The following is a 22,732-nucleotide window of genomic DNA, read 5'->3' as shown; positions in this document are numbered from 1 at the left end:
ACGAGGTTACCGACTCCGGGCGCCGGAGCGAAGCTGGGGGCGAATTTCCACCGGACATCCCGATAGCATGAATGCCGCTATGACGACTCTGCCCGAGCAGCCGGGAGACCGCTCGGCCGAGGCCCCGCTGCTGCTGACCACCGCGCCGCCACGCACCCTGTCCTTCGGGGATCAGGCCGCGTTCTGGGCCAATCTCGGGGTGAGCCTGATCGGCTTCACCGGGGCCTTCTACGTGCTGCAGCCGGCCGGCCATCCGCAGTTGCCGGTGGCGGCGGCGGTACTCGCCACCGCGGTGGGCACCGTGCTGGGCACCGCGATGGTGGCGGCCGCCGGCGCGGTCGGCGCGCGCACCGGCGCGCCCGCGATGGCGAACTTCCGCGGACTGTTCGGCACCCGGCTCTCGTATGTGCCGACCGTCGCCAACATCGTGCAGTGCATCGGATGGGGGGTGTTCGAGCTGACCGTGATCGCGGGCGGGGTCGCGGCTCTCACGCACGGGAAGCTGCCGCACGGCGCGGTGATCATCGGCGCCGGCGTGCTGTGTACCGCGATGGCGATCTGGCCGTTGAATGTGCTGCACATTCTGCGCAAGTACGTGACGGTCGCGGTGGCCGTGGCCATGGGCTGGTTCACGATTCAGTTCCTGCGCCAACCGCTGCCGCCGGTGACGGGCACGTCGTGGAGCGGATTCTTCCCCGGCGTGGACACCGCCCTGGCGGTGGCGGTGTCGTTCGTGCCGCTGGCCGCCGACTACACCCGGCACGCCCGCGGCGCCCGCGCCGCCACCGGGGCCACGATGGTCGGCTATTCGATCGCGCAGACCTGGTGTTATCTGCTCGGCATCGTCGCGCTGCTGCAGGCCGGCGGCGATCCGGACCGGATCTTCGACACCTTCCTCGGCGTCGCGGCCGGATGGCTGTTCTTCGCGGTGCTCGTGCTGCGGGAATCGGATCAGTCGTTCGCCAATGTGTACTCCACCGCGATGTCGCTGCAGAATCTGTTGCCGCGCGTGGATCGGCGCGTCCTGGCCGCGGCGGTGGGTGCGCTCGCGACCGTGCTGGCGATGGGCGTGCACGACTTCACCGGATTCTCGAATTTCCTGCTGCTGATCGGCTCGGTGTTCGTTCCGCTGTGCGCGGTGCTGGTGGTCGACTACTTCTTCGGTCGCGGCCGGCGCGGGTGGGATCTGTCCGAAACCGCTCCGGCCCGACCGCTGCTGCTGCTGCCGTGGTTGCTGGGCTTCGTGGTGTACCAGCTGCTCAATCCGGGCTCGGTGAATTGGTGGGCGCGGATCTGGCTGCGGGTACAGGACATCGCCGGTGTGCACCCGGGCTGGTGGTCCTCCGCGTCGCTGTATTCGTTCCTGGCCGCGGCCGCGTGTACCGGTGTGCTGGCCCGTCTGGAGCGCGTGCGGGGCGTCCGCGAGCGTGCGCGCACGTCGTGAGCGCAGGGTATGAACTCCCCATCCGGTGAGTCCGCGAACGCCGCTGATTCGGTCTTCGCAATGGGGGAAAGCGGTTCGGCCGCACCCGATTTCCCGCCGCTGACGACCGGCGAGCTGACAACGCTGCTGGCGGAAACGGCCGAGTCCGGCGGCGCCCTCGTGATCGAATGGCGCAGCCGCCGTCCGCTGTCCGCCACGGCGCGGGTGCGCCTCGGCGACGGAACGCGCGTGGTGGTGAAGCGGATGCCCTCGGCCCTGCGCGATCCCGGCACCCTCGCTCCCGAGCATGCGTTCATGAATCACCTTCGCGGACAAGGCATCCCGATTCCGCAGGTGCGAACCGTACAGCAGCACGGCAAGTTCACCTACGAGATCCAGCAACTCGGGATCGGTGTGGACCGCTATCGCGACGACTTCTCGTGGAGTCCGTATCACTCGCTCGCCGATGCGACCGCGGCCGGCGCGATGCTGGCCCGCCTGCATCTCGCCGCCACCGGATTCGAGGCACCGGAGCGCCCGCCGCATCCGCTGTCGGCCGCGCTGTGCACCGATCCCATCGCCGGCATCGAGCGATACGCCGCGCACCGCCCGCCCGTCGCCCGATTCCTGGCAGCGCGACACTGGCGAGCGGACTGGGAACCGATCGGCGCGCAGTACGCCGATGGCCATGCGTCGGCGGATGCGGCCCCGGACGGCCCGGCAGTCGACGACCTGTCCGCCGCGGTCGCGACCCTGCCCGCGCTGTGGACCCACAACGATTGGCACGGCACGAACCTGCTCTGGTCGGACGGCGGGATCGCCACCGTCCTGGATTTCGGTCTCGCGAACCGGACCGTGGCCGTCTTCGATATCGCCACCGCGATCGAACGCTTCGCGATCGACTGGCTCTCGGTCGCGGCGGGCGGCCCGGCCCGCGTGCAGGCCGCGCAGCTCGCCGCGTTCCTGCGGGGTTACGGCGGGATCCGGCCGCTGCATCGGGTCGAGCGCGACGTTTTGCCGGACCTCTTCCCACTCGTGCACATCGGCTACGAATTGTCCGAAATCGATTACTTTCTTACGATTCCGCCTCGTCGGCAGGTGCGCAATGCCCGGATCGCTTACCGTAACTACTTTCTCGGTCGCTCGGTTTGGGCCGCATCGGCCGAGGGCAAGGCCTTCACGACCATGTTGCGACGACTGACCGCCGAGTGCTGTTAGGTTGCTGTCTGCGGGTCACGGGGGAACGGTGACAACGGAGGAGACGGGTGTGGCTGAGCCGACGCCAACGCAGGATACGGCCGGATCGGTGCCGAACCCCCGGTGGGGTGGACTGCTACGAACCAAATCGGTCGAACAATCGATCCGGGATACCGATGAACCCGATTCCAAACTCCGCAAGGATCTGACGGCCTGGGATCTCACCGTCTTCGGCGTCGCCGTCGTGGTCGGTGCGGGCATCTTCACGCTGACCGCCCGCACGGCCGGCAATGTGGCGGGGCCGTCGGTCTCGCTGGCCTTCGTCTTCGCCGCCATCGCCTGCGGTCTCACCGCGCTGTGCTACGCCGAATTCGCCTCCACCGTTCCGGTCGCCGGCAGCGCCTATACCTTCTCCTACGCCACCTTCGGTGAGTTGGTGGCGTGGATCATCGGCTGGGACCTGATCCTCGAATTCGCCCTCGCCGCATCGGTTGTCGCCAAGGGCTGGTCGCAGTACCTGGGCGAGGTGATGGGATCGCGTTCGCCGATCGTGCATTTCGGGTCGGTCGCATTCGATTGGGGCGCGGCCCTGTTGATCGTCATCCTGATGGTGCTGCTCGTGATCGGCACCAAGGTGTCCTCGCGGGTGTCGGCGATCGCGGTCGCGATCAAACTGTCGGTGATCGCCGTGGTGATCGTGGTGGGGCTGACCTATTTCAAGCCGTCCAATCTGAAGCCCTACATTCCGCCGTCGCAGCCCAGCAGTACCGGGGAGGGCCTGCACCAGACGTTGTTCCAATGGCTGACCGGCGCCGGTGACAGCAACTTCGGCTGGTACGGACTACTGGCCGCGGCCAGCCTGGTGTTCTTCGCGTTCATCGGATTCGATGTCGTGGCCACCACCGCGGAGGAGACGAAGAATCCACAGCGCAATGTGCCGCGCGGAATCCTGGGCTCGCTGTTGATCTGCACCATCCTGTATGTGGCCGTGACGCTGGTGCTGACCGGCATGGTGCCCTACACCGAGCTCGCCGGCAACGACGCCACCCTCGCCACCGCGTTCAAACTGCACGGGGTCACCTGGGCCAAGAACGTCATCTCCGTCGGCGCGCTGGCCGGTCTGACCACCGTGGTGATGGTGCTGTATCTGGGCCAGACCCGCGTGTTGTTCGCGATGTCGCGCGATGGCCTGCTCCCGCGCCGCCTGGCCCGGACCGGTCGCTTCGGCACTCCGGCTACGCTCACCATCGGCGTCGGCACGGTCTGTGCCGTACTGGCCGGATTCGTGCAGTTCGGCACGCTCGAGGAGATGGTGAACATCGGCACGCTGTTCGCCTTCGTGCTGGTGTCGGTCGGTGTGATCATCCTGCGCCGCACCCGTCCCGAACTGCCGCGCGGATTCCGGGTGCCGCTGGTGCCGCTGATTCCGATCCTCGCCGTGCTGGCGTGCCTGTGGCTGATGCTGAATCTGTCGGTGGAGACCTGGTTGCGATTCGTGATCTGGATGGCGATCGGGTTGGTCGTCTACTTCACCTACGGTGTGCGGCATTCGGTGCTGCGGTCGCGACCGGTCTCCGATACTCCCGCGCCGGCGTCCGGGGGCCACGCGTCGGAAGGCTGAGGATCCGAGGGCCGGCCACCGGTGAACGCCGCCAGGGCCAGCTCGCGGGCTCGATCGAGCTGATCGATCACCACCTCCCAGGCCGGGTGACCCGCGTCCGGCGCGCGCAGCAGATCGCGATGGATGCGCAGCAGCGTGCGGGTGGCCTCCGCGGTGTGTGCGGCCGCCTGCAGCGCCGGGGCGGAGGGCACGGTGGTGAAATGCAGGCCGGCGATCCGATGGGCGAGCCAGTACGCCTCGAAATGCGCTTGCGCACAGTGCTCTTCGCGGTGTTCGGGATCGTCGGTGGCGTCGGTGACGGTACCCGGCCCGGCGGCGCGGGCCCGTTCTTCGAGTGCGGTGAGATCGGGGGCGCCGGTCAGGGAGTGCCGCAGATCATCGCCCATCATGCGGTACAGCAAACCGGCGAGCAGGGCATGTTCGACCCCGGCGGAATCGGTTCCGGACATTTCCGAAATGCGGGCCTGCTCGGCGGCTTCGTCGGTATCGGCGTGCAGTACCGCCAGCGCGGCCCGCAGTTGCGCAGTGGTAGCCATCGCGACAGAGGCTACCTCCTAGCAAACGTTTTGCCCATACCGTCGCGGCGAATGATCCGCGACCTCGGTCACCGGCGGTCCCTCGGCGTCCCGATAGGTGCGCGCCACCAGCGCGGCCCGCAGATACCAGAGGCCGCTCGGTTGTGAAGGGTCCAGCCCGGTGAGCTGTCCAATCCGTTTGAGCCGATAGTCGACGGTATTGGTGTGCACCTGCAACTGCCGGGCGGTACGGCGGCGGGAGAGTCCGGTGGCCATATGCCGCCGCAGCGTCTCGAGCAGATCCGGATGGTCGTCGAGCGGATCCAGCAGTGTGCCCAGGCGCTCCAAACCCGGTCCGGGACGGGTCAATTGGTATTCCATCGCCAGATCGGCGAACCGGTACAACCCGGGCGGGCTGGCCAGCCGCAGCACCGTGTCGAGCAGTTCGTGCACGCGGTCGGCGGCCGCGGAGATCTGCTCGGTGGGCGTCGCGAGCGCGGTGGCGGTGAGCCCGACCTGGGCCGCCTCGGACAGTTCGGCGATCAGCTCGTCGAGTTCGTGCTCGCCGAACATCGCCTCCGGGACGAGGATCGTGCCGCCGTCCACGCTCAGCAACGACAGCACCCGTCCACCACTGCGATTGGCCAGGGCGGTCTGCAACCGGCGCAGTTTGCGGCGCGCCACCACTTTCCCGTCCACGTTCGGATGGGATTCGTCGGGATGCGGCGGAATGCTCATCGCCACCACGACATACGCCGGTTCGATCTCGATCCCGCTCGCGCGGGCCATGGTCGAGGTGGGATGCCCGGCCAGCAGTGCCGAGACCAGCGTGTGCACCGCGGTGTGGTGTTCGGTGACCGCGGCCTGATGTTCGCGCACATAGGCGAGCGCTACCGCGGGAGTGATGGTGTCGAGAATGCGCAACAGCAGCTGCGCCGGGTTCTCGGGCCGCTGCTCCGGATCGGTCTGGGTGAGCAGCAGGTCGAAGGCCAGCCGGAATCCCTCGTGCACCGCGTGGTGCACGGTGTCGATCGGGATGCCCTCGCGTGCCCAGTTCGCGGCCGCGCGCTGCAGGCGCCCGACCTTCTCGTCCGGTTCGCGGCCCTCGAGGATGTCCACGGTCAGTTCCAGGCAGACCCTGGTCACCGCGGTGATGTCGCCGTGCAGGGCGTCACCGGGCAATGTGGAGCACGGTGCCACGTGTTCGGCGAAATGCCCGACCAGTTGGCGGGAGAGCACCCGGACGTCGTGGCGGGGGCGGGCGTTCATCGTCGTACTACCTTCTCACTGCTCAGGATGTGATCGGCCGGCCGGGCGCCGGACGCAATCGATGGGCGACCAGCGCCGCGGACAGCAATCGTGATCCGTTCGGATCGCTCGGGTCGGCGCCGGTCAGTTCGCCGATGCGGCGCAGCCGATAACTGAACGTGTTGGGGTGGACGTGAATTTCGGTGGCGGCCGCCTTACGATCGGAGCCGTGGCGCAGATGGGCGTCGAGCGTCTCCATGAGATGCGGTGCCTGGCGCAGCGGTTCGATCCGCTCGGCCAGCCGGTCACGGGCCACGCCGGGCCGCGTGAGCTGATACTCCAGTAGCAGGTCGTCGAGCCGGTACACCCCGGTCGGCCGCCCGGACATATGTGCCAGCTGCGCCACCTCCGCGGCCTGGTGCGCTGCCTCCGGCACGGATTCGCGCCTGGTGCCAGGGGTTTCGGCGACAACCACATCGGCGCCGAACTGTTCGGCGAGTTCGGTGGCCAACTCCGCGCCGGCGCTCTCCGGCCATCCCAGGACGCCCGGAAGCAGCACGACCGCGGTCTCGCCGTCGAAGGTGTGCAGCGCGGTCGGCCCCGCTACCCGGTCCAGAACGCGCTGCAGGATGCGAATGCGGCGACGGACCACCAGATTCGCGGCCGCGGCCGGCTGCGGATCGGTGCGTACCTGAACGGCGAGAACCGAATACCGTTCGGCCAGAGCGGTATCGGCGCGGGCGGCCTGCTCCTCGGCGGCCTGCCCGCCCACCAGCGCCGCGCACAGGGCGCGCCTGGCCTCACGTTCCGGATGGTAGATCGAGTGCTCGACCGCCGCGTACCCCTCGACCGTGATCAGATTGATGTGCATGAGCAATTCGAGTGCGCGCGAACCGAACTCGATCAACTGGTCCCGATCCGCGGGCCCACTCACCGCCACCGCCTCCTGCAGAACCTGCTGGCCGGAACGGTGCACCGCCTCCATCAGCAGCGGCAGCGGCAACCGGTCCTCCGCATGCCGCTCGACCACCGGTTGAACGAAGGTGGCGACCTCCGCGCGGGTGAATTGCCGCTGCTGCGCGAGGGAGTGCAGGAAGGCGTGCGCACATCCGTAGATGGCCGGAAGCACCTCGGCGAAATGGTCCGCGGGCAGATCGGCGGCCGACGCGGACAGACCCAGGCCGGAGGCCAGGACGCGTTCGGCGAACTGCGGCAGTCGGTCGAGCATGCGCGCGGCGAGACTCGGGGGTGCGGAATTGACGGCAACCGGCATGCGCCGATTGTCGCGGGCCACATGGGCGGCGGCAAGAGGTCGCGGCGCCGCGACAAGAATTCGTTTCCGGCGACAAATCCCGCCACCGGATCTATGTATCCGAGTGCAGTGACTTTCCCGCCCCTGCCGATGACGCTGAATGCGGCCGCCGAAAACGTTTGTCGGCGTGCCGGTAGGGAAGGTTGCAATGAAGCTTCGTCATCGAATCCCGGCGCTCGCCGCCCTGATCTGCGCGGCCGTCATCGGCTCCGGAACAGCGACCGCATCGCCGCCCGACACCCCGGAAACACAGCTGGCCGAACTGATCGCCGCGGGACTGCATTCCGCGGACGGCGCTGTGCCGCAGCCGGTTCTGGACACCGGCAGCAGTTCCGTTTCCGGCGGCCGGGCCGCCAGCCACGCCAGCGACGCGGTGGGCGAAGGACCCGAACTGACCTCCTACCTGGCCGCATTCGGTTACGGACTCACCCGTCCGGATGCTGCCCCGCCGGGCGCGAACCGCTGGGATTGTGTGCCGAGCGCCGACCATCCGAAGCCGATCGTGCTGGTGCACGGCACCTGGCTCAACGCCTACGACAGTTTCGCCTATATGGCCCCGAAACTCGTTCGTGCGGGCTTTTGTGTTTTCGCTTTCAATTACGGACGGTCCGGTCTGCTCGACGGCGGTGGTCTCGGCGCGGTACTTCCCGGACGTTATGCGGTCGGGCCGATCGAGGATTCGGCGCGGCAACTGGCGGCCTTCGTCGACCGGGTGCGCGCTACCACACATTCCGATCGCGTCGACATCGTCGCGCATTCCCAGGGGGCGCCGGTAGCCGATCAATATCTGAAATTCGGCGGCGGCGCCGAAAAGGTCGGACAACTGGTCAGTTTCGGCGGCACCCACCACGGAACGACATTGCTGGGCATGGCCACGCTGGGCCGGATCATCACGAATCTGGGTATCGATATCCTCGGTTTCTACCGTCCGCTGATCGGCCCGGCGAATATTCAGCAGGCCGTCGGCTCCCCGTTTCTGAACCAGCTCAACGTCGCCGGCGACACGGTGCCCGGCGTGGCGTACACCGTGGTGGCCTCCCGCTACGACGAGGTGATGAATCCGGTGGAGCTGGCGTATCTGCGGGCCGGGCCGGATGCCACGGTGAACGACATCACCCTGCAGGACGGCTGCGAGCAGGACCTGTCCGATCACCTGACGATGATGTACTCCCCGCGGGCGCTCTCGATCGCGCTGCACGCGCTCGATCCGCAGCGGAATCCGACGCTGAGCTGCGGCTTCAACCCGTGGCTCGTCGGCGGCGGGGGCGGGCTGTGAGCGGCCGGCGTCCCCTGCCACCGCGGCCGGATGCCGATCCCTTCCATCGAGCGCCGGAAGGCTTCGAAGCGAAGCCGGCGGGCGCCATCCTGCGCAGCCGGGTCGTGGAGATGGCGGCCTTCGGTGTTGTCCCGCTGCGGGTTTCGGCCTGGCAGCTGCTCTATCGCACCAGCGATCTGAACGGTACGGCCGAGGCGGCGGTCACCACGGTGCTGCTGCCCCGGGACTGCGCGCCCGGGCGGCCGCTGGTCTCCTTTCACTGCGCGATCGATGCCGTTGCACCGCAGTGCTTTCCGTCCTACGCGCTACAGCGCGGCGCCCGGGCGATCGGTGCGATTCCGCAACTCGAACTGCCGTTGATCGCGGCGGCGCTGGCTCGGGGCTGGGTGGTATCGGTGCCCGACCACGGGGGCAGCGAGGGCAGATTCGGGGTGGCACGGGAGCCGGGCCACCGCGCGCTGGACGGCATCCGCGCGGCGCTGAATTTCGTTCCGCTGGGCTTGAATTCGCGAACCTCGATCGCGCTGTGGGGGTACTCCGGCGGTGGCCTGGCCACCGCCTGGGCTGCCGAACTCGCCGAAACCCATGCGCCCGAGCTGAATATCGTCGGCGCCGTGGCCGGCTCGCCGGTGGGTGACCCCGGTGCGGCGTTCGAGCGCCTGAACGGCACGGTGTTCGCCGGATTCGCCATGGTCTTCACTGCGGGGCTGCGTCGCGGCTATCCGGATCTGGATACCGCACTGCGGGCGGCCCTGCAGCCCCGCTATCTGGCGATGCTCGCCGAAGCCGAAGTGTCGGCGACCTTTCCGCTGCTGGCCCGGCTCGCCCGCCGCGATGTCGGGCGCTACGCCGCGGGCGGACTGCCCGGCCTGCTGAACACCGCCGAATTACGTGCGGTACTCGCCGACATCCTGCCCGGTCGCCGGGCACCGCGCATGCCGATGCTGATCGTGCAGGGCGTCCACGACGAGGTGATCGCCGTCGACGACGTCGATGCTCTCGTACGGCGCTACGAAGCGGCCGGAGCGGATATCGGCTATCTGCGCGATCGGCTCAGCGCACATCTGCCGCTGGAATTCCTGGCCATCCCGGTGATGGTCGACTGGCTCGCCGACCGATTCGCCGGACGGCCGACGACTCCCGGGACACGCACGGTGTGGTCGGTGGCGGTGACCCGGCGCGCGCTCGCGGGGCACCGCCGGCTGGCCGCGCTGAGCGTTCGGTTGCTGACCGGACGCCGAATCCGGGGTGCGCCGCCGAGAGACATCGGCGAAAGTGCCGATGCCGGTGTGGTGCGCTCCCGCCGCGCTTCGATCGCCGAGAGCGGCCGCTCGCGCGCATGATCGTCGGTGGACCGGTCAGTTGACCTGGAACCGCAGGTAGTGGCCGCTTTCGCGAATGCGGTGTGTCCGGCTGCGGGCGAGGCGCCGGTGCGGTTCAATTGGTTCTGTTTGACGAGTTGTCACTGCATGCTCTGCGCTCCAACCGGCATCACCCCAGTACCGGCATCACCTCAGCATCCGAGAGGACAACGAACGTGAGCATGGTTCTCGCCGTACACGATATGTACACCACCGTGCTGGCTCAGGTCGGCAACCCCACGCCGGAAACTCCGCCGGCCGCGGACAAACTGCTGAAGCTGGTCCGCTACTTCACCTGGTTCGTCCTGCTGTCCGGCGTCACCGCCATCACCTACGGCGGCGGCCGCTTCGCCTGGGAGAAGTGGAGCGGCGGCGCGCTGGAGTCGCCGAAGATGGTGGCCGGCGCGATGATAGGCGGTGGTGTCGCGACCAGTGCGGGCACCATCATGAACGCCGTCCTCGGGAGCTGACCGACCCACCCGCGCGGGGGTGCCGGATATCCGGCACCCCCGCGCGGGTGGTGTCCGGGCTCGTCCGCGAGCCGCGGTCGACACCGTGCGAGCGCGAACGCAACGGTGCGACCGCGGGCGATCAGTTCTGCCCGAGCATTCCGCGCATCTGCTGAATCTCGGCCTGCTGCGCGGTGAGAATGTTGTGCGCCAGCGCCTTCGCGTCGGCGTTCGTGCCGTCGGCGATCTCGGTATTCGCCATATCGACCGCGCCCTGATGGTGCGCGATCATCATCTGCAGCCACATCCGGTCGAAGTCGGCGCCGGACGCGTCGCGCAGCTGTGTCATCTGCTCCGGCGTCATCACGCCGTTCATCGGATGGTTCATGGTCGCCTGCGGCGCGGGCTTGCCGAAACTGTGCAGCAGCGCGGCGAACTGCTCCATCTCCGGGGCCTGTGCCTTCTCCACGTTCGCGGCGAGGGTGATCAATTCCTGATTCTGCGACCGGCCGGGTACGAGCTTCGCCATCTCCACCGCCTGCGCGTGATGCGGGTACATCATGGTCAGGAAGCTGACGTCGGCGTCGTTGTAATCGGTGCGGGTCGCGGTGGACGGTGCGCCGGTGTGATTCATCCCGGGCATATCGGCCATCGGCGAATGCGACGCCGAGGCCGGTGCGGAGGTGTTCGAACTGCCGGAGTCGTCGCTGCCGCAACCGGCGACGATCAGGGCGGCAGCGGCGAGGGCGGCGGTAGACAGCATGCGAATACGAGAAGTGAACATGAATGTGCTCCTGGGGAATTGCGATGGGCGATGACCTGTCGGGCCGGTATCCGCGCGCGTTCGCACGCCGATCCGGCGGGCCGGTCAGATCCGCAGAATCGCCAAGTCGGCCAGGGAGAGCACGGTCCACGGAGGCGGCCGGGTGCGCCGGCGCAGCCCGGCGCGCGCGAGGTGCCCGGCGTCGAGAATCCGATCGGCGCCGAGCCAGGCGATCACCGCCAGACCGAGCGCCAGTGCCAGGGTCACCAGCACGAAGACACAGGCGTGCATACCGGCGTGGGTGGTGCAGCCGTCGCAGTCGGAGCCGTCGGCTACCGCGGGGGTGGTCCGCACGGCCGCGGCCATCGATCGGTCCGTGGTCGCTCCGGCGGGCGCGGTGGCCGGTACGGAATGGTCGCCGTGACGGTTGTGCGAAATGCTCTGTGTGGCAAGCACAATCGGTGCTGGGCTCGTCATCGCCGGTGCGATGGCGGCAGGCGATACGGCCGGTTCGGCGGCCATCGCGTGCCCGGTGGAGAAGACCACCGCGTGCATGACGGCGACGCCGATCAGCAGGGTCAGCACACCGAGCACCCGGACGAATCCGGGCGCGCGACGGAGGCGACCCACTGCGAGCACGGCCCCAGTCTACGCACCGTTCACCTACCCCCGGGCGGTATGGGTGGCGACGATCACCCGGTGGCGATGTCGATCACCAGCCGTACGGGCCGGTCCAGCGCGGTCACCGAGAACGGCGGCCGGTCCGCGTTCACGCCGATGAACGATTGCGTCGTGCCCTCGTAATCCTGGGCGCCGTAGACCCCGGCGATATTCGGCGCGCTCGGATCGGTGACCGGGTCCGGGCCGCTGTAGGGCGTCACCCCGCTGTCCCACGGGTAGGCGGTACCCAGGATCTGGACCTCGAGAATGGAGGCGCCGGCGATCTGCAGTTCCCGGCCGCTGCCGTTCTGCACCGCGCGGTCGGTGTAGCGCACAGTCCAACCGGGCGCCCCGCCGGTGCCGCCGAATTCGTACACCACCCGGTCGAAACCGTCGTGGTGGCCGATGCGCACATCGGTCACGGTGAGCCGGGTGTCGGTGGCCGGGGTGGCCTGCTGCGGTGAGGTTCCCGAGGGCGGCGCCTGGCTCGGCTCGGGCGTCGCCGTGACGGCGCCGGTCGCGGGCGGCATCGGCGTTCGGCCGGTCTGATTCGAGCCACCGTCCGAGCAACCCGCCAGCAGTAGGAGTCCGGCAACCACCGTCAATGCCAGCCTGTTACCCATGGGCCGATGGTATGCCGTCGGGCGCCAGGGGTCGTGGTGACGACACGGCAACGGTCTAGCACACTGTAGGAATGCTGGAGGTCGACGACATACTGAGCCGATTGCGGCGCTATCCGGATGTGGAAGCAGTGAACCTCTACGCCGTCGATGCCGCCGATCGCCTGATCCTCGATACCGCCGCGGAACTGCTCGCGGCGGCCGGCCCGGGCCGGGTGGCGGTGATCGACGACTGTTACGGCGCACTGACTCTCGGCGCGGCCGCCGCCCACGACCTGCGCGATATCCGGGTCCACCAGGATCTGCTGACCGGTGAGCAGGCGCTGGCCAACAATGCCCGCGCCATCGATCTGGCCGATCGCTACACCGCGCACGATCTGGGTCCGGACCTGCTCGCCGGGGTCACCGTGGTCCTGTTGCGATTACCCCGCATGCTGTCCGGTCTCGCCGAAATCGCCGAGACCGTCGCCCGTTACGCCGATCCACAGGTCACCGTGATCGCCGGCGGCCGCGACAAGTATCTGACACCGGCGATGAACGACGTGTTGGCGGAATACTTTTCCGGTGTCCAGGCCAGCCGGGGCCGGCAGAAGTCGCGGACGATCACGGCGACCGGGCCGAAAATGCCGGGGCCAGCGCAGTTTCCGCTGCGGGAGCAACTGGACGACATCGCTGTGCAGGTGGTCGCGCACGGAGCGGCCTTCTCCGGGGCGCGGCTCGACATCGGCACCCGCTTCCTGCTCGAACACCTGGATCGGATGAAGCCCGACGCGCGCGAGGCGATCGATCTCGGTTGCGGCACCGGCATACTCGCCACCGCCCTGGCCAAGGCGCGCCCGCACATCACCGTGGTCGGGACCGACCAGTCCGCGGCCGCGGTCGCCTCGGCCCGCGCCACCGCTGCCGCGAACGGGGTCGGCGACCGGGTCACCGTGGTCCGCGACGACGCGATGGCGGCGGTGGGCGACCACAGCACCGATCTGGTGCTGTGCAACCCCCCTTTCCACGTCGGCGCCGCCGTGCACACCGGCTCGGCGATCAAGATGTTCGCCGAAACCGGGCGGGTTCTGCGCCCGGGCGGGGAGCTGTGGACCGTATACAACAGCCATCTCAACTATCGCGGCGTCATGGACCGCTTGGTCGGCACGACCGACGTGGTGGGCCGTAATCGCAAATTCACCGTGACTCGGTCCGTGTGTGGCCTGCACACCGCCCGGCGGGAGTAGATTACGGGCAGTACAGTCTGATATGTCCGATTTGATGTCCGGTTCGGGAACTTGCTCCCGGAGCGGATCGTTGGATACTCAGAACGGACACGACGGACGTGGACCGCTACTTCGGAAAGGCACGGGACCTTGCGCACCACAAGTAACCCGATCTTCAAAAATTTGCCGCAACAACAGGGCGGTGGATACGCGGGATTCGGTTCGGCGGCAGCGGGCGCCGGGCAGTTCGCGCAGTACGGACAGCAGAGCCCGTACGGTGTCCAGCAGCCGTATCAGCAGGCGCCGGCCACCCGGCCGATGACGATCGACGATGTCGTCACCAAGACCGGCATCACCCTCGGCGTGGTCACCCTCGCCGCGATCATCGCCTACGGTGCCACCGCGGCCAACCACGCGCTGGCCCCGCTGTTCGTGATCGTCGGTGGTCTGGTCGGCTTCGCGCTGGTCATGGTCGCCACCTTCGGCCGCAAGCAGGACAACAAGGCCATCGTGCTGAGTTACGCGGCCGCCGAAGGCTTCTTCCTCGGCGCGCTGTCGTTCATGTTCACCAATGTGGAATTCGGTGGCGTCGGCGGTGGCGGTCTGATCGCCCAGGCCGTCCTGGGCACCTTCGGTGTGTTCTTCGGCATGCTCGTGGTCTACAAGACCGGTGCCATCCGGGTCACCCCGCGCTTCACCCGCATGCTCGTCGGCGCCATGATCGGCGTGATCGTGCTGATGCTGGGCAACCTGATCGCCGCCTTCTTCACCCCCGGCGGCTTCGGCCTGCGCGACGGCGGCACCGTGGCGATCATCTTCAGCCTGGTCTGCATCGCGATCGCGGCCTTCAGCTTCCTGCTCGACTTCGATGCCGCCGACCAGCTGATCCGCGCCGGCGCGCCGGAGAAGGCCGCATGGGGCGTCGCCCTGGGCCTGACCGTCACCCTGGTCTGGCTGTACCTGGAGATCCTGCGCCTGCTGAGTTATCTGCAGAACGACTGATCCTGGCGGGATATGCTCCCGACCGGACGATGAACGGGTGGCTGCCGAACGGCAGCCACCCGTTCGCATATCGGGAGGGGCTCATGCGAGCAGTTCGGCCGGGAGCACATCGGTGGCGACATGGTCGTCGCCGCAGTGATCGGCCAGAATCGCGACTCCGGCCGCATTGTTCAGGCGCAGCGGCAGGATCTCCAGATACTCCGGCGAGGCGTACCAGGCCTGTGCCGCTTCGTAATCGGGGAATTCGATGACGATCGCGACGGCGCTCGCGGGCCCCTCGGCCACCAGTTGCCGCCCGCCGTGGACGATGAACTTCCCGCCGAACGGCGCCAGCGTGCCGTCGATCCGGCGCAGATACTCCACGATCTCGGCATTGACATCCACATCGTGCAGATGGGCCACAGCGTAGGCAGGCATCTCGAACTCCTCGAACCGAGTGGTGTTGACGCCTTCGATACTTCCGCGCCGGAGGCCGGAGAACGATTACCCGCCAGGTAATGCGCGCCGAACCCGGACCGCCGGGCCGCAACGCGAATCGGCCGGTCCTCACCTTTCGATGCGGACCGGCCGACTGCGGTACTACTAACTCAGGCGCTCGATGACCATGGCCATGCCCTGGCCACCGCCGACACACATGGTCTCCAGACCGAACTGCTTGTCGTGGGTCTGCAGGTTGTTGATCAGGGTGGCGGTGATGCGGGCGCCGGTCATGCCGAACGGGTGGCCGAGGGCGATGGCGCCGCCGGAGACGTTCAGCTTGTCCAGATCCATCTTCAGCTCACGAGCCGAGCCCAGTACCTGCACGGCGAAGGCCTCGTTGATCTCGTAGAGGTCGATGTCGTCGATGGTCTTGCCGGCGATCTTCAGCGCCTTGCGCACGGCCTCGATCGGGCCCAGGCCCATGATCTCCGGCGACAGACCGGACACGCCGGTGGACACGATGCGCGCCAGCGGGGTCAGGCCCAGCTCCTTGGCCTTGGTGTCGCTCATGATGACCAGCGCGGCGGCGCCGTCGTTGAGCGGGCACGCGTTACCGGCGGTGATGGTGCCGTCCGGGCGGAAGACCGGCTTGAGCTGCGAGATCTTCTCGTAGGTGGTGCCGGGGCGCGGGCCGTCGTCGGTGGAGACGACGGTGCCGTCGGGCAGCGTCACCGGGGTGATCTCACGCTCGAAGAAGCCGGCCTTGATGGCCTCCTCGGCGCGGTTCTGCGACCGCACGCCCCAGTGGTCCTGGTCCTCGCGCGAAATGCCGGTGAACTGCGCCACGTTCTCGGCGGTCTGGCCCATCGCGATGTAGATGTCGGGCAGGTCGCCGCCCTCACGCGGGTCGGCCCAGCCGTCGGAGCCGCCCTCGGCGCGCTTGGCGGTGCGGGCCTCGGCCTCGCCGAACTTCTCGTTGTGGGTGTCCGGCCAGCCGTCGGAGGTGCCCTTCGGGAACCGCGACACGGTCTCGACACCGGCGGAGATGAACACGTCGCCCTCACCGGCCTTGATGGCGTGCAGCGCCATCCGGGTGGTCTGCAGCGACGACGAGCAGTACCGGTTCAGGGTCACGCCGGGCAGGAAGTCGTAGCCGAGCTGGGTGGCGACCACCTTGGCCATATTGAATCCGGCCTCGCCGCCGGGCTGTCCGCAGCCGAGCATCAGATCGTCGATGTCGGCGGGGTTCAGCGCCGGAACCTTGTCCAGGGCGGCGCGGACCATCTGGGTGGCGAGGTCGTCGGGACGCATGGTCACCAGCGAACCCTTGCCTGCGCGGCCGATGGGGGAGCGGGCGAACGAAACGATGACGGCCTCTGGCATGAGGACTCCTTATATCGAGGTCGCCGAATCGGTCAGCCGACCGTTTCGGTACAGGGGTACGACAATTCAACCCCGAATCTACGTCGCCGCGGTGTGGCTCGGAACACCCGGTCGGGATGGATCCCGTTCATCGAGCTCACGCAGCAGTGCCGGGAGCAGGTGCCGGGCCGCCAACGCGTATCCGGCGGGCGAGGGATGGAACCCGTCGGCGGAGAAGAGCACCTCCGGGGTGCTGCGGAAGTCGTGGCCGAGCAGATCGCCCATCGCCACGGGCGTGCCGCCGGCCGAACGGACCGCGCCGACCTGGGCCCGGGCCAGCCGCGCGCTCCAGCGGTGCACGACCGTGCTCAACGGTTGCGGGATCGCGGCCACGGTGCCGAGATCCGGGCAGGTGCCGACCACCACGACGGCGCCCGCCTCGCGCAGGCGTCCGACCGCGTGCCGCAGCCGCTGCGCCGAACGCCAGATCGAATGTTTCTTGGTGACATCGTTGGCGCCGACCAGGATCACCGCGGCGTCCGGCGGCGGGCCGGCGATGAACATGGCGTCGACCTGACCGGCCAGGCCCTTCGAGGTGGCGCCCGAAATCGCCTTGGTACTCAGGCGAATTCGCCATCCGGTGGCATCGGCCAGTCCGCGGGCCACCAGGACGCCGGGCACCTGCTCGGCATCGGCGCAGCCCACCCCGGCGGCCGTCGAATCGCCGAAGACCATCAGATGCAGGTCGAACGGCACGCCCGCGCGCCACGGTTCCGGAGCCACGCAGTCACGGGTGTACACGCCGTCGGCCTCCGGCGGCTTGGAGGTGTCGCGGCCGATCACGGTGCGCGCCGCGCGCGCCTGCGACATCAGCAGGCGATAGGTCGCCCAGCCCGCGGTGCCCGCCCCGGAGCCGACCGCCACCGCGGCGGCCGCGCTCGCCGCGACCGTCCGCCACGTCCTGGAAGCCACCCGCTAACCTCCCGTCTCACTCCGACGCTGCCACCGACCGGACCTTCCGCGGCGGGCCCGTTGCCCGCGGCGGTGCGAATCCGGTGCGGCCACGAGGGGGCGCGCCCGGTCCGGTCCTACCGATTATGCGGTGCGTGCGACGCGCCGACCAGGGACGAGGCGGCGCGCGTCAGGAAACGTCGAATGCGCCGTGCGCGGGAATGTTGAGGTTGTTCGTGGTGACCGTGACCTCGATATGACCCGGCCCGGTGTTCTGGAACTCCGCGTACAGGATGCTGCCGTAGATCCCGGAGACGACGTTCAGGCGGTACTCGCCGGCGGCACCGGTGTTGGTGTTGCGCCACGCGACGGTGGTGTCGACGTTGCACAGCGGGGCCAGCGGATACTGTCCCGGGCCCACCCCCTGGATCGCCAGGGCCTGGACGTTGAACACCGCCCGGCCCGGCCAGTCGGGACTGGTATCCACCCAGGTCCGGATATTCCCCCCGCACAGTCCGCCGTAGAACACACTCGGCGTTTGCGGGAACTCGACGGTCTGTGCGCTGGCCGAGGCGGACGCGATGGCGGTCACGGCCCCGACGGTCGCGCCCACTACTGCGGCGGCGCGAGCGGTCTTCGGCATCCTCACGTTCCGCATAGTAACCGCACGACCATGTCCTCGCCGGATCGAACGCAGCGCTCGCCGTACCAAACGCAAGCCGCCCGCGCGGCTCTGCGACGATGTAGCTATGCGTATCGCGAACCACGTCGTCGACCTGATCGGAAATACCCCGCTCGTCCGGTTGAACTCTGTGGTGGGCCCGAACTCCGGGGTGGTGGCCGCGAAGATCGAATATCTCAACCCCGGTGGCAGCTCGAAGGACCGCATCGCGGTCAGGATGATCGACGCCGCCGAGGAACAGGGATTGCTGAAGCCGGGCGGGACCATCGTGGAACCGACCTCCGGAAACACCGGAGTGGGTCTGGCCCTGGTCGCCCAGCAGCGCGGTTACAAATGCGTCTTCGTCTGCCCGGACAAGGTCAGCGAGGACAAGCGCAACGTGTTGCGCGCCTACGGTGCCGAGGTGGTCGTCTGCCCGACCGCGGTGCCGCCGGAGCATCCGGACAGCTACTACAGCGTCTCGGACCGGCTCACCCGTGAGATCCCGGGCGCGTGGAAGCCCGACCAGTACTCCAACCCGGGCGGTCCGGCCAGCCACTACGAGACCACCGGTCCCGAGATCTGGCGCGACACCGAGGGCAAGGTCACCCATTTCGTGGCCGGTGTGGGCACCGGCGGCACCATCACGGGTGCGGGCCGGTATCTGAAGGAGGTGTCCGGCGGCAAGGTCAAGGTCGTCGGCGCCGATCCGGAGGGGTCGGTCTATTCCGGTGGCACCGGCCGGCCGTATCTGGTCGAGGGGGTCGGCGAGGACTTCTGGCCCTCGGCCTACGACCCCGCGGTCCCGGACGAGATCATCGCCGTCTCCGACGCCGACAGCTTCGAGATGACCCGCCGCCTCGCCCGCGAGGAGGGGCTGCTGGTGGGTGGCTCCTGCGGTATGGCGGTGGTCGCCGCGCTGCGCGTGGCCGAGCGCGATCCGGAGGCGGTCGTGGTGGTGCTGCTGCCCGACGGCGGCCGCGGTTATCTGTCGAAGATCTTCAACGACAACTGGATGAGTTCCTACGGCTTCCTGCAGAGCCGCCTCGACGGCAGCACCGCCGAGCCGACGGTCGGTGACGTCCTGCGGGGTAAGTCCGGCGCGCTGCCGGATCTGGTGCACACCCACCCGCAGGAGACGCTGCGCGACGCCATCGAGATCCTGCGCGAGTACGGCGTGTCCCAGATGCCGGTGGTCGGCGCCGAACCGCCGGTGATGGCCGGCGAGGTGGCCGGCAGCGTCACCGAGCGCGATCTGCTGTCGGCGGTGTTCGAGGGCCGGGCGCATCTGACCGATCCGGTGTCGAAGCATATGAGCCCGTCGTTCCCGCTGATCGGATCCGGCGAGCCGGTGTCGGCGGCGACGAAGGAACTGGAATCCACGGACGCGCTGATGGTCGTCGAGGACGGTAAGCCGATCGGCGTCATCACCCGCCACGATCTGCTCGGATTCCTCAGCGGATCGGGTTTGCCCACGCACTGAGCCCGTTCGGCGCACAACAGCACATCTCGCCCTCGATCACCCGGCCGCGTACACGCGGCCGGGTGATCGCGTTCCGGGCGTTCCCGTGGCCGATCTGCGGCCGTTCACCGTGTCGCCGAGCGCGCATGCGTTCGCAGGCGAATCCGATCGGTCCGCAAACCTTGTCTATCGAGCGCGTCTCGGCGGGGGTTACCGAGCGTTATCGATCGTTACCGAACAGTTGCCGAACGGGCGAAAAAACGGACAAAACGCCCTGATCTGCAACGACACGCGTTATTTTTCTGTGATGCGCAGCACTGCCTCGGAACCGGGAGATCCCCAGGTCAGCGCTATATAGCGAGTGGCAACCGATGCGAAATACGGGTAGCGGCACCGCTTGTTCATTTTGAGTTAAGTTTACGTTCACCTACCGCAACCATCCTGTGACCTCGTTGGTTGTCAGACGTCGAGTCTGAGTCAGTAGCCGGATCGCCATCCGAAAAAAGCATGCAGTACGCGAGGTGAGTCCACAGGGCCCGCCCTGGTTCAGTGCTGCCTGCCGCAGGCCACCGAGGCCGACGCACAGTAGGGAAGAACATCGAATGTCGAAGACCACGACAAGCAGTAGAGCCAAGGCGGTCGCGCGTACCGCCGGATCAGCCACCCTGGCCCTTGCCGCCTTCGCCGCCATCACCTCCGCCGGTGGCCACAAGAGCGACGATGTGAAGCCGGTCGCGCTGGCGTCCACGTTGCTCGCCGCCGCCGAGAAGACCCAGCCCACCGCTGCCGCCGAGCCCATCGCCGCGGCCGCCCCGGCGCCGGCCGCACCCGCCGCCGCCATCCCGGCGCCGATGCCGGCTCCCGCTCCGGCGCCCGCGCCGGTGCTGCCCCCGCCGCCTCCGCCGGCGCCGGTCTACCCGGACAACCTGGACGGGTGGATCCACAACGCTCTCGACATCATGGCCGCGCACGGCATCCCGGGCAGCTACGACGGCATCTACCGCAACGTCATGCGGGAGTCCTCGGGTAACACCCAGGCCATCAACCTGTACGACTCGAATGCCGCCATGGGCATCCCGTCCAAGGGACTGCTGCAGGTCATCGACCCGACCTTCGCGGCCTACCACGTCGACGGCACCTCCTGGGACATCTGGGATCCGGTTGCCAACATCGTGGCTGCCTGCAACTACGCAGCGCACCGCTACGGCTCGATGGACAACGTCAACTCCGCGTACTGAACCGGGATGATCGTTCCGCGCGGGCATGATCCCGCTCACATCGGTCCACGGCCGGGGGTTCCCGGCTCGAGCGCCGTGACGGCACGGATCTAGGCTGGTCCGCATGACCGACGATCAGCTGGGGTTCTCCACACGAGCCGTGCACGCCGGGTTCGATCCCGACCCGCAGACCGGTGCGGTGAATGTGCCGATCTACGCGAGTTCGACCTTCGCCCAGGACGGCGTCGGCGGGATGCGTGGCGGCTACGAGTACGCCCGCACCGGTAACCCGACCCGCGCCGCGCTGGAAGCGAATCTGGCCGCGCTGGAATCCGGGAGTTACGGGCGGGCATTCTCCTCGGGGATGGCGGCCACCGACTGTGTGCTGCGGGCGACGCTGCGCCCGGGTGATCACCTGGTGATTCCGAACGACGCCTACGGCGGGACGTTCCGGCTCATCGACAAGGTGTTCACGCAGTGGGGTATCGAATACTCGGTGGCTCCGGTGTCGGACCCGGACGCGGTCGCAAACGTCTTGCGTCCCAATACCAAACTGGTGTGGCTGGAGACGCCGACCAATCCGCTGCTGAACGTCGGCGATATCGCGGCGCTGGCGGACGTCGCGCACGGCGGCGGCGCGAAACTGGTGGTGGACAACACCTTCGCCTCCCCGTACCTGCAGCAGCCGCTGCTGCTCGGCGCCGATATCGTGCTGCATTCGACCACCAAATATCTGGGCGGTCACTCGGATGTGGTCGGCGGCGCGCTGATCACCGACGACGCCGAACTCGACGCGGCCTTCGCCTTCCTGCAGAACGGCGCCGGCGCGGTCCCCGGACCCACCGACGCCTTCCTCACCATGCGCGGCATCAAAACCCTTGCGCTGCGGATGGATCGGCATTGCGACAACGCCGAGACCCTCGCCGCATTCCTCGCCGACCACTCGGCCATTTCCCAGGTGATCTATCCCGGTCTGCCGGAACACCCCGGAAATCCGGTGGCGCAGAAGCAGATGCGCCGCTTCGGCGGCATGATCTCGGTCCGGCTGAGCGGCGGTAAGCAGGCCGCGCTCGACTTCTGCGCGCGGACGAAGATCTTCACGCTCGCCGAATCGCTCGGTGGCGTGGAATCGCTGATCGAACATCCCGGTGCGATGACCCATGCCTCGACCGAGGGCTCGGAACTGGAGGTGCCCGCCGATCTCGTGCGGCTGTCGGTCGGTATCGAGGACATCGGCGATCTGCTCGCCGACGTGGAGCGGGCGCTGGGCTGACCCGGCGCAACCGGCTCGAGCAAACTGAAACACGAACGGCCGCACCGAATTCGGTGCGGCCGTTCGTGTCGGTGGAGCTATGTCAGGTGTTCGGCCGGGCTGCTGCCCACCCGGCCGGATCTGCCGTGGAGCGCGCGCAGCGCAACCGCGGCGGTCTCACCGCTGCTGCTCGCGTCCATGGACGACACCTTCCCGCGTCAGCTGTGGTACGGCTCCGCGCTGACCAGGGTCACCTTCATCATGTTGCCGTTGGGCAGGCGGTATTCGCGCGTCTCGCCGACCTTCGCGTCGATCAGGGCGCCGCCGAGCGGGGAACTCGGCGAGTAGGTCTCCAGGTCCGACCGGCCCAGGCCCTCTTCGCGGGTCGCGATCAGGAAGGTTTCGGTATCGGTCTCGTCGCCGTCGTAGTAGACCTTGACCACCGAGCCGGGCAGCGCCACACCGGATTTGGTCGGCGCGACGCCGACCTTGGCGTTGTTCAGCAGCTCCTGCAGCTGACGGATGCGGGCCTCCTGCTGACCCTGCTCCTCGCGCGCGGCGTGGTAGCCGCCGTTCTCCTTGAGGTCGCCTTCTTCGCGGCGTTCGTTGATCTCGGCCGCGATGACCGGACGGTTGGCAATGAGCGCGTCGAGTTCGCTCTTGAGCCTCTCATGCGACTCCGGTGTGAGCCAGGTCACTTGCGTCTCAGTCATCTCGATCACTCCCTAGTAGTTGTTCCCGGCGTGCCGGGGTCC

22 protein-coding genes are annotated in these 22,732 nt (G+C 68.2%); 11 read left to right on the top strand and 11 right to left on the bottom strand.

The features are described from left to right. Positions 1-79: 79 nt before the first annotated feature. The 3 genes from C8258_RS28095 (at position 80) to C8258_RS28085 (ending at position 4,241) form a co-directional block, all read left to right on the top strand. Entirely contained in the window at positions 80-1,444 is a 1,365-nt protein-coding gene (locus C8258_RS28095; protein ID WP_199195877.1) for a cytosine permease, read from the top strand. Positions 1,445-1,504: 60 nt separating this feature from the next. Beyond that, positions 1,505-2,641 carry a phosphotransferase enzyme family protein gene (locus C8258_RS28090; protein WP_158271323.1) on the top strand — a complete coding sequence of 379 codons (1,137 nt, stop codon included), beginning with the start codon at positions 1,505-1,507 and terminating at the stop codon, positions 2,639-2,641. A gap of 88 nt (positions 2,642-2,729) precedes the next feature. Next, on the top strand, positions 2,730-4,241 hold the full coding sequence (locus C8258_RS28085) for an amino acid permease (protein WP_051024986.1): 1,512 nt from the start codon (positions 2,730-2,732) through the stop codon (positions 4,239-4,241). Here C8258_RS28085 and C8258_RS28080 read toward each other — a convergent pair. The 3 genes from C8258_RS28080 to C8258_RS28070 are packed head-to-tail and all read right to left on the bottom strand — an operon-like array spanning position 4,154 to position 7,277. Continuing rightward, positions 4,154-4,777 (bottom strand): hypothetical protein, encoded by a 624-nt coding sequence (locus tag C8258_RS28080; protein ID WP_106957724.1) that lies wholly within the window; start codon positions 4,775-4,777, stop codon positions 4,154-4,156. The genes C8258_RS28085 and C8258_RS28080 overlap by 88 nt on opposite strands. A gap of 18 nt (positions 4,778-4,795) precedes the next feature. Continuing rightward, positions 4,796-6,025 (bottom strand): CdaR family transcriptional regulator, encoded by a 1,230-nt coding sequence (locus tag C8258_RS28075; protein ID WP_106957723.1) that lies wholly within the window; start codon positions 6,023-6,025, stop codon positions 4,796-4,798. 22 nt (positions 6,026-6,047) lie between these two features. Continuing rightward, positions 6,048-7,277: a CdaR family transcriptional regulator gene (locus tag C8258_RS28070; protein WP_106957722.1), complete on the bottom strand. Its 1,230-nt coding sequence runs from the start codon at positions 7,275-7,277 to the stop codon at positions 6,048-6,050. Positions 7,278-7,464: 187 nt separating this feature from the next. On the opposite strand from C8258_RS28070, the gene C8258_RS28065 reads away from it, so the two are divergent. The 3 genes from C8258_RS28065 (at position 7,465) to C8258_RS28055 (ending at position 10,423) form a co-directional block, all read left to right on the top strand. Next, positions 7,465-8,592 (top strand): triacylglycerol lipase, encoded by a 1,128-nt coding sequence (locus C8258_RS28065; RefSeq protein ID WP_106957721.1) that lies wholly within the window; start codon positions 7,465-7,467, stop codon positions 8,590-8,592. After that, positions 8,589-9,935, top strand: a complete 1,347-nt coding sequence (locus C8258_RS28060; protein ID WP_233225392.1) for a lipase family protein — start codon at positions 8,589-8,591, stop codon at positions 9,933-9,935. The genes C8258_RS28065 and C8258_RS28060 overlap by 4 nt, the downstream gene beginning before the upstream one ends. 200 nt (positions 9,936-10,135) lie before the next feature. Continuing rightward, the gene (locus C8258_RS28055; RefSeq protein WP_036505109.1) at positions 10,136-10,423 is read left to right on the top strand and encodes a hypothetical protein; all 288 of its coding nucleotides are present in this window, start codon (positions 10,136-10,138) and stop codon (positions 10,421-10,423) included. 121 nt (positions 10,424-10,544) lie between these two features. Here the strand turns inward: C8258_RS28055 and C8258_RS28050 are convergent, their stop codons facing one another. From C8258_RS28050 to C8258_RS28040, 3 genes are all read right to left on the bottom strand, one after another. Beyond that, positions 10,545-11,186 carry a DUF305 domain-containing protein gene (locus tag C8258_RS28050; protein WP_106957720.1) on the bottom strand — a complete coding sequence of 214 codons (642 nt, stop codon included), beginning with the start codon at positions 11,184-11,186 and terminating at the stop codon, positions 10,545-10,547. A gap of 84 nt (positions 11,187-11,270) precedes the next feature. Next, a complete protein-coding gene (locus tag C8258_RS28045) occupies positions 11,271-11,804 on the bottom strand; it encodes a DUF6153 family protein (RefSeq protein ID WP_146161354.1) in 534 nt (177 codons plus the stop codon). Positions 11,805-11,857: 53 nt separating this feature from the next. Beyond that, positions 11,858-12,448, bottom strand: coding sequence for a hypothetical protein (locus C8258_RS28040; RefSeq protein ID WP_106957718.1), 591 nt, complete (start codon positions 12,446-12,448; stop codon positions 11,858-11,860). A 71-nt stretch (positions 12,449-12,519) separates the two neighbouring features. Here C8258_RS28040 and C8258_RS28035 point away from each other — a divergent pair, with 71 nt between their 5' ends. Together C8258_RS28035 and C8258_RS28030 are read left to right on the top strand one after the other, a co-directional pair. Beyond that, complete coding sequence (locus tag C8258_RS28035) at positions 12,520-13,671, top strand: class I SAM-dependent methyltransferase (protein ID WP_106957717.1); 1,152 nt, start codon at positions 12,520-12,522, stop codon at positions 13,669-13,671. A 129-nt stretch (positions 13,672-13,800) separates the two neighbouring features. Beyond that, positions 13,801-14,652, top strand: a complete 852-nt coding sequence (locus C8258_RS28030; protein ID WP_106957716.1) for a Bax inhibitor-1/YccA family protein — start codon at positions 13,801-13,803, stop codon at positions 14,650-14,652. Positions 14,653-14,733: 81 nt separating this feature from the next. Here C8258_RS28030 and C8258_RS28025 read toward each other — a convergent pair whose 3' ends face one another. The 4 genes from C8258_RS28025 to C8258_RS28010 form a co-directional block, all read right to left on the bottom strand. Then, positions 14,734-15,069, bottom strand: coding sequence for a DUF1330 domain-containing protein (locus C8258_RS28025; protein ID WP_106957715.1), 336 nt, complete (start codon positions 15,067-15,069; stop codon positions 14,734-14,736). Between the two features lie 165 nt (positions 15,070-15,234). Further along, entirely contained in the window at positions 15,235-16,455 is a 1,221-nt protein-coding gene (locus tag C8258_RS28020) for an acetyl-CoA C-acetyltransferase (RefSeq protein ID WP_036505095.1), read from the bottom strand. Between the two features lie 78 nt (positions 16,456-16,533). Beyond that, complete coding sequence (locus C8258_RS28015) at positions 16,534-17,406, bottom strand: SGNH/GDSL hydrolase family protein (RefSeq protein WP_106957714.1); 873 nt, start codon at positions 17,404-17,406, stop codon at positions 16,534-16,536. Positions 17,407-17,575: 169 nt separating this feature from the next. Beyond that, positions 17,576-18,028 (bottom strand): hypothetical protein, encoded by a 453-nt coding sequence (locus C8258_RS28010; RefSeq protein WP_233225397.1) that lies wholly within the window; start codon positions 18,026-18,028, stop codon positions 17,576-17,578. 106 nt (positions 18,029-18,134) lie between these two features. On the opposite strand from C8258_RS28010, the gene C8258_RS28005 reads away from it, so the two are divergent. From C8258_RS28005 to C8258_RS27995, 3 genes are all read left to right on the top strand, one after another. Then, positions 18,135-19,529: a cystathionine beta-synthase gene (locus C8258_RS28005; RefSeq protein WP_036505091.1), complete on the top strand. Its 1,395-nt coding sequence runs from the start codon at positions 18,135-18,137 to the stop codon at positions 19,527-19,529. 581 nt (positions 19,530-20,110) lie between these two features. Further along, positions 20,111-20,746, top strand: coding sequence for a transglycosylase SLT domain-containing protein (locus C8258_RS28000; RefSeq protein WP_106957713.1), 636 nt, complete (start codon positions 20,111-20,113; stop codon positions 20,744-20,746). A 103-nt stretch (positions 20,747-20,849) separates the two neighbouring features. After that, a complete protein-coding gene (locus C8258_RS27995; protein WP_106957712.1) occupies positions 20,850-21,998 on the top strand; it encodes a cystathionine gamma-synthase in 1,149 nt (382 codons plus the stop codon). 197 nt (positions 21,999-22,195) lie between these two features. Here C8258_RS27995 and greA read toward each other — a convergent pair whose 3' ends face one another. After that, positions 22,196-22,690: a transcription elongation factor GreA gene (gene greA, locus C8258_RS27990; protein WP_030518168.1), complete on the bottom strand. Its 495-nt coding sequence runs from the start codon at positions 22,688-22,690 to the stop codon at positions 22,196-22,198. Positions 22,691-22,732: the final 42 nt, after the last annotated feature.

Source organism: Nocardia sp. MDA0666 (assembly GCF_003023875.1).
In the GTDB taxonomy this organism is placed as follows: domain Bacteria; phylum Actinomycetota; class Actinomycetes; order Mycobacteriales; family Mycobacteriaceae; genus Nocardia; species Nocardia aobensis.
Note: the sequence above shows the minus strand (reverse complement) of the source record. Positions and strands in the feature narration are given on the sequence as shown.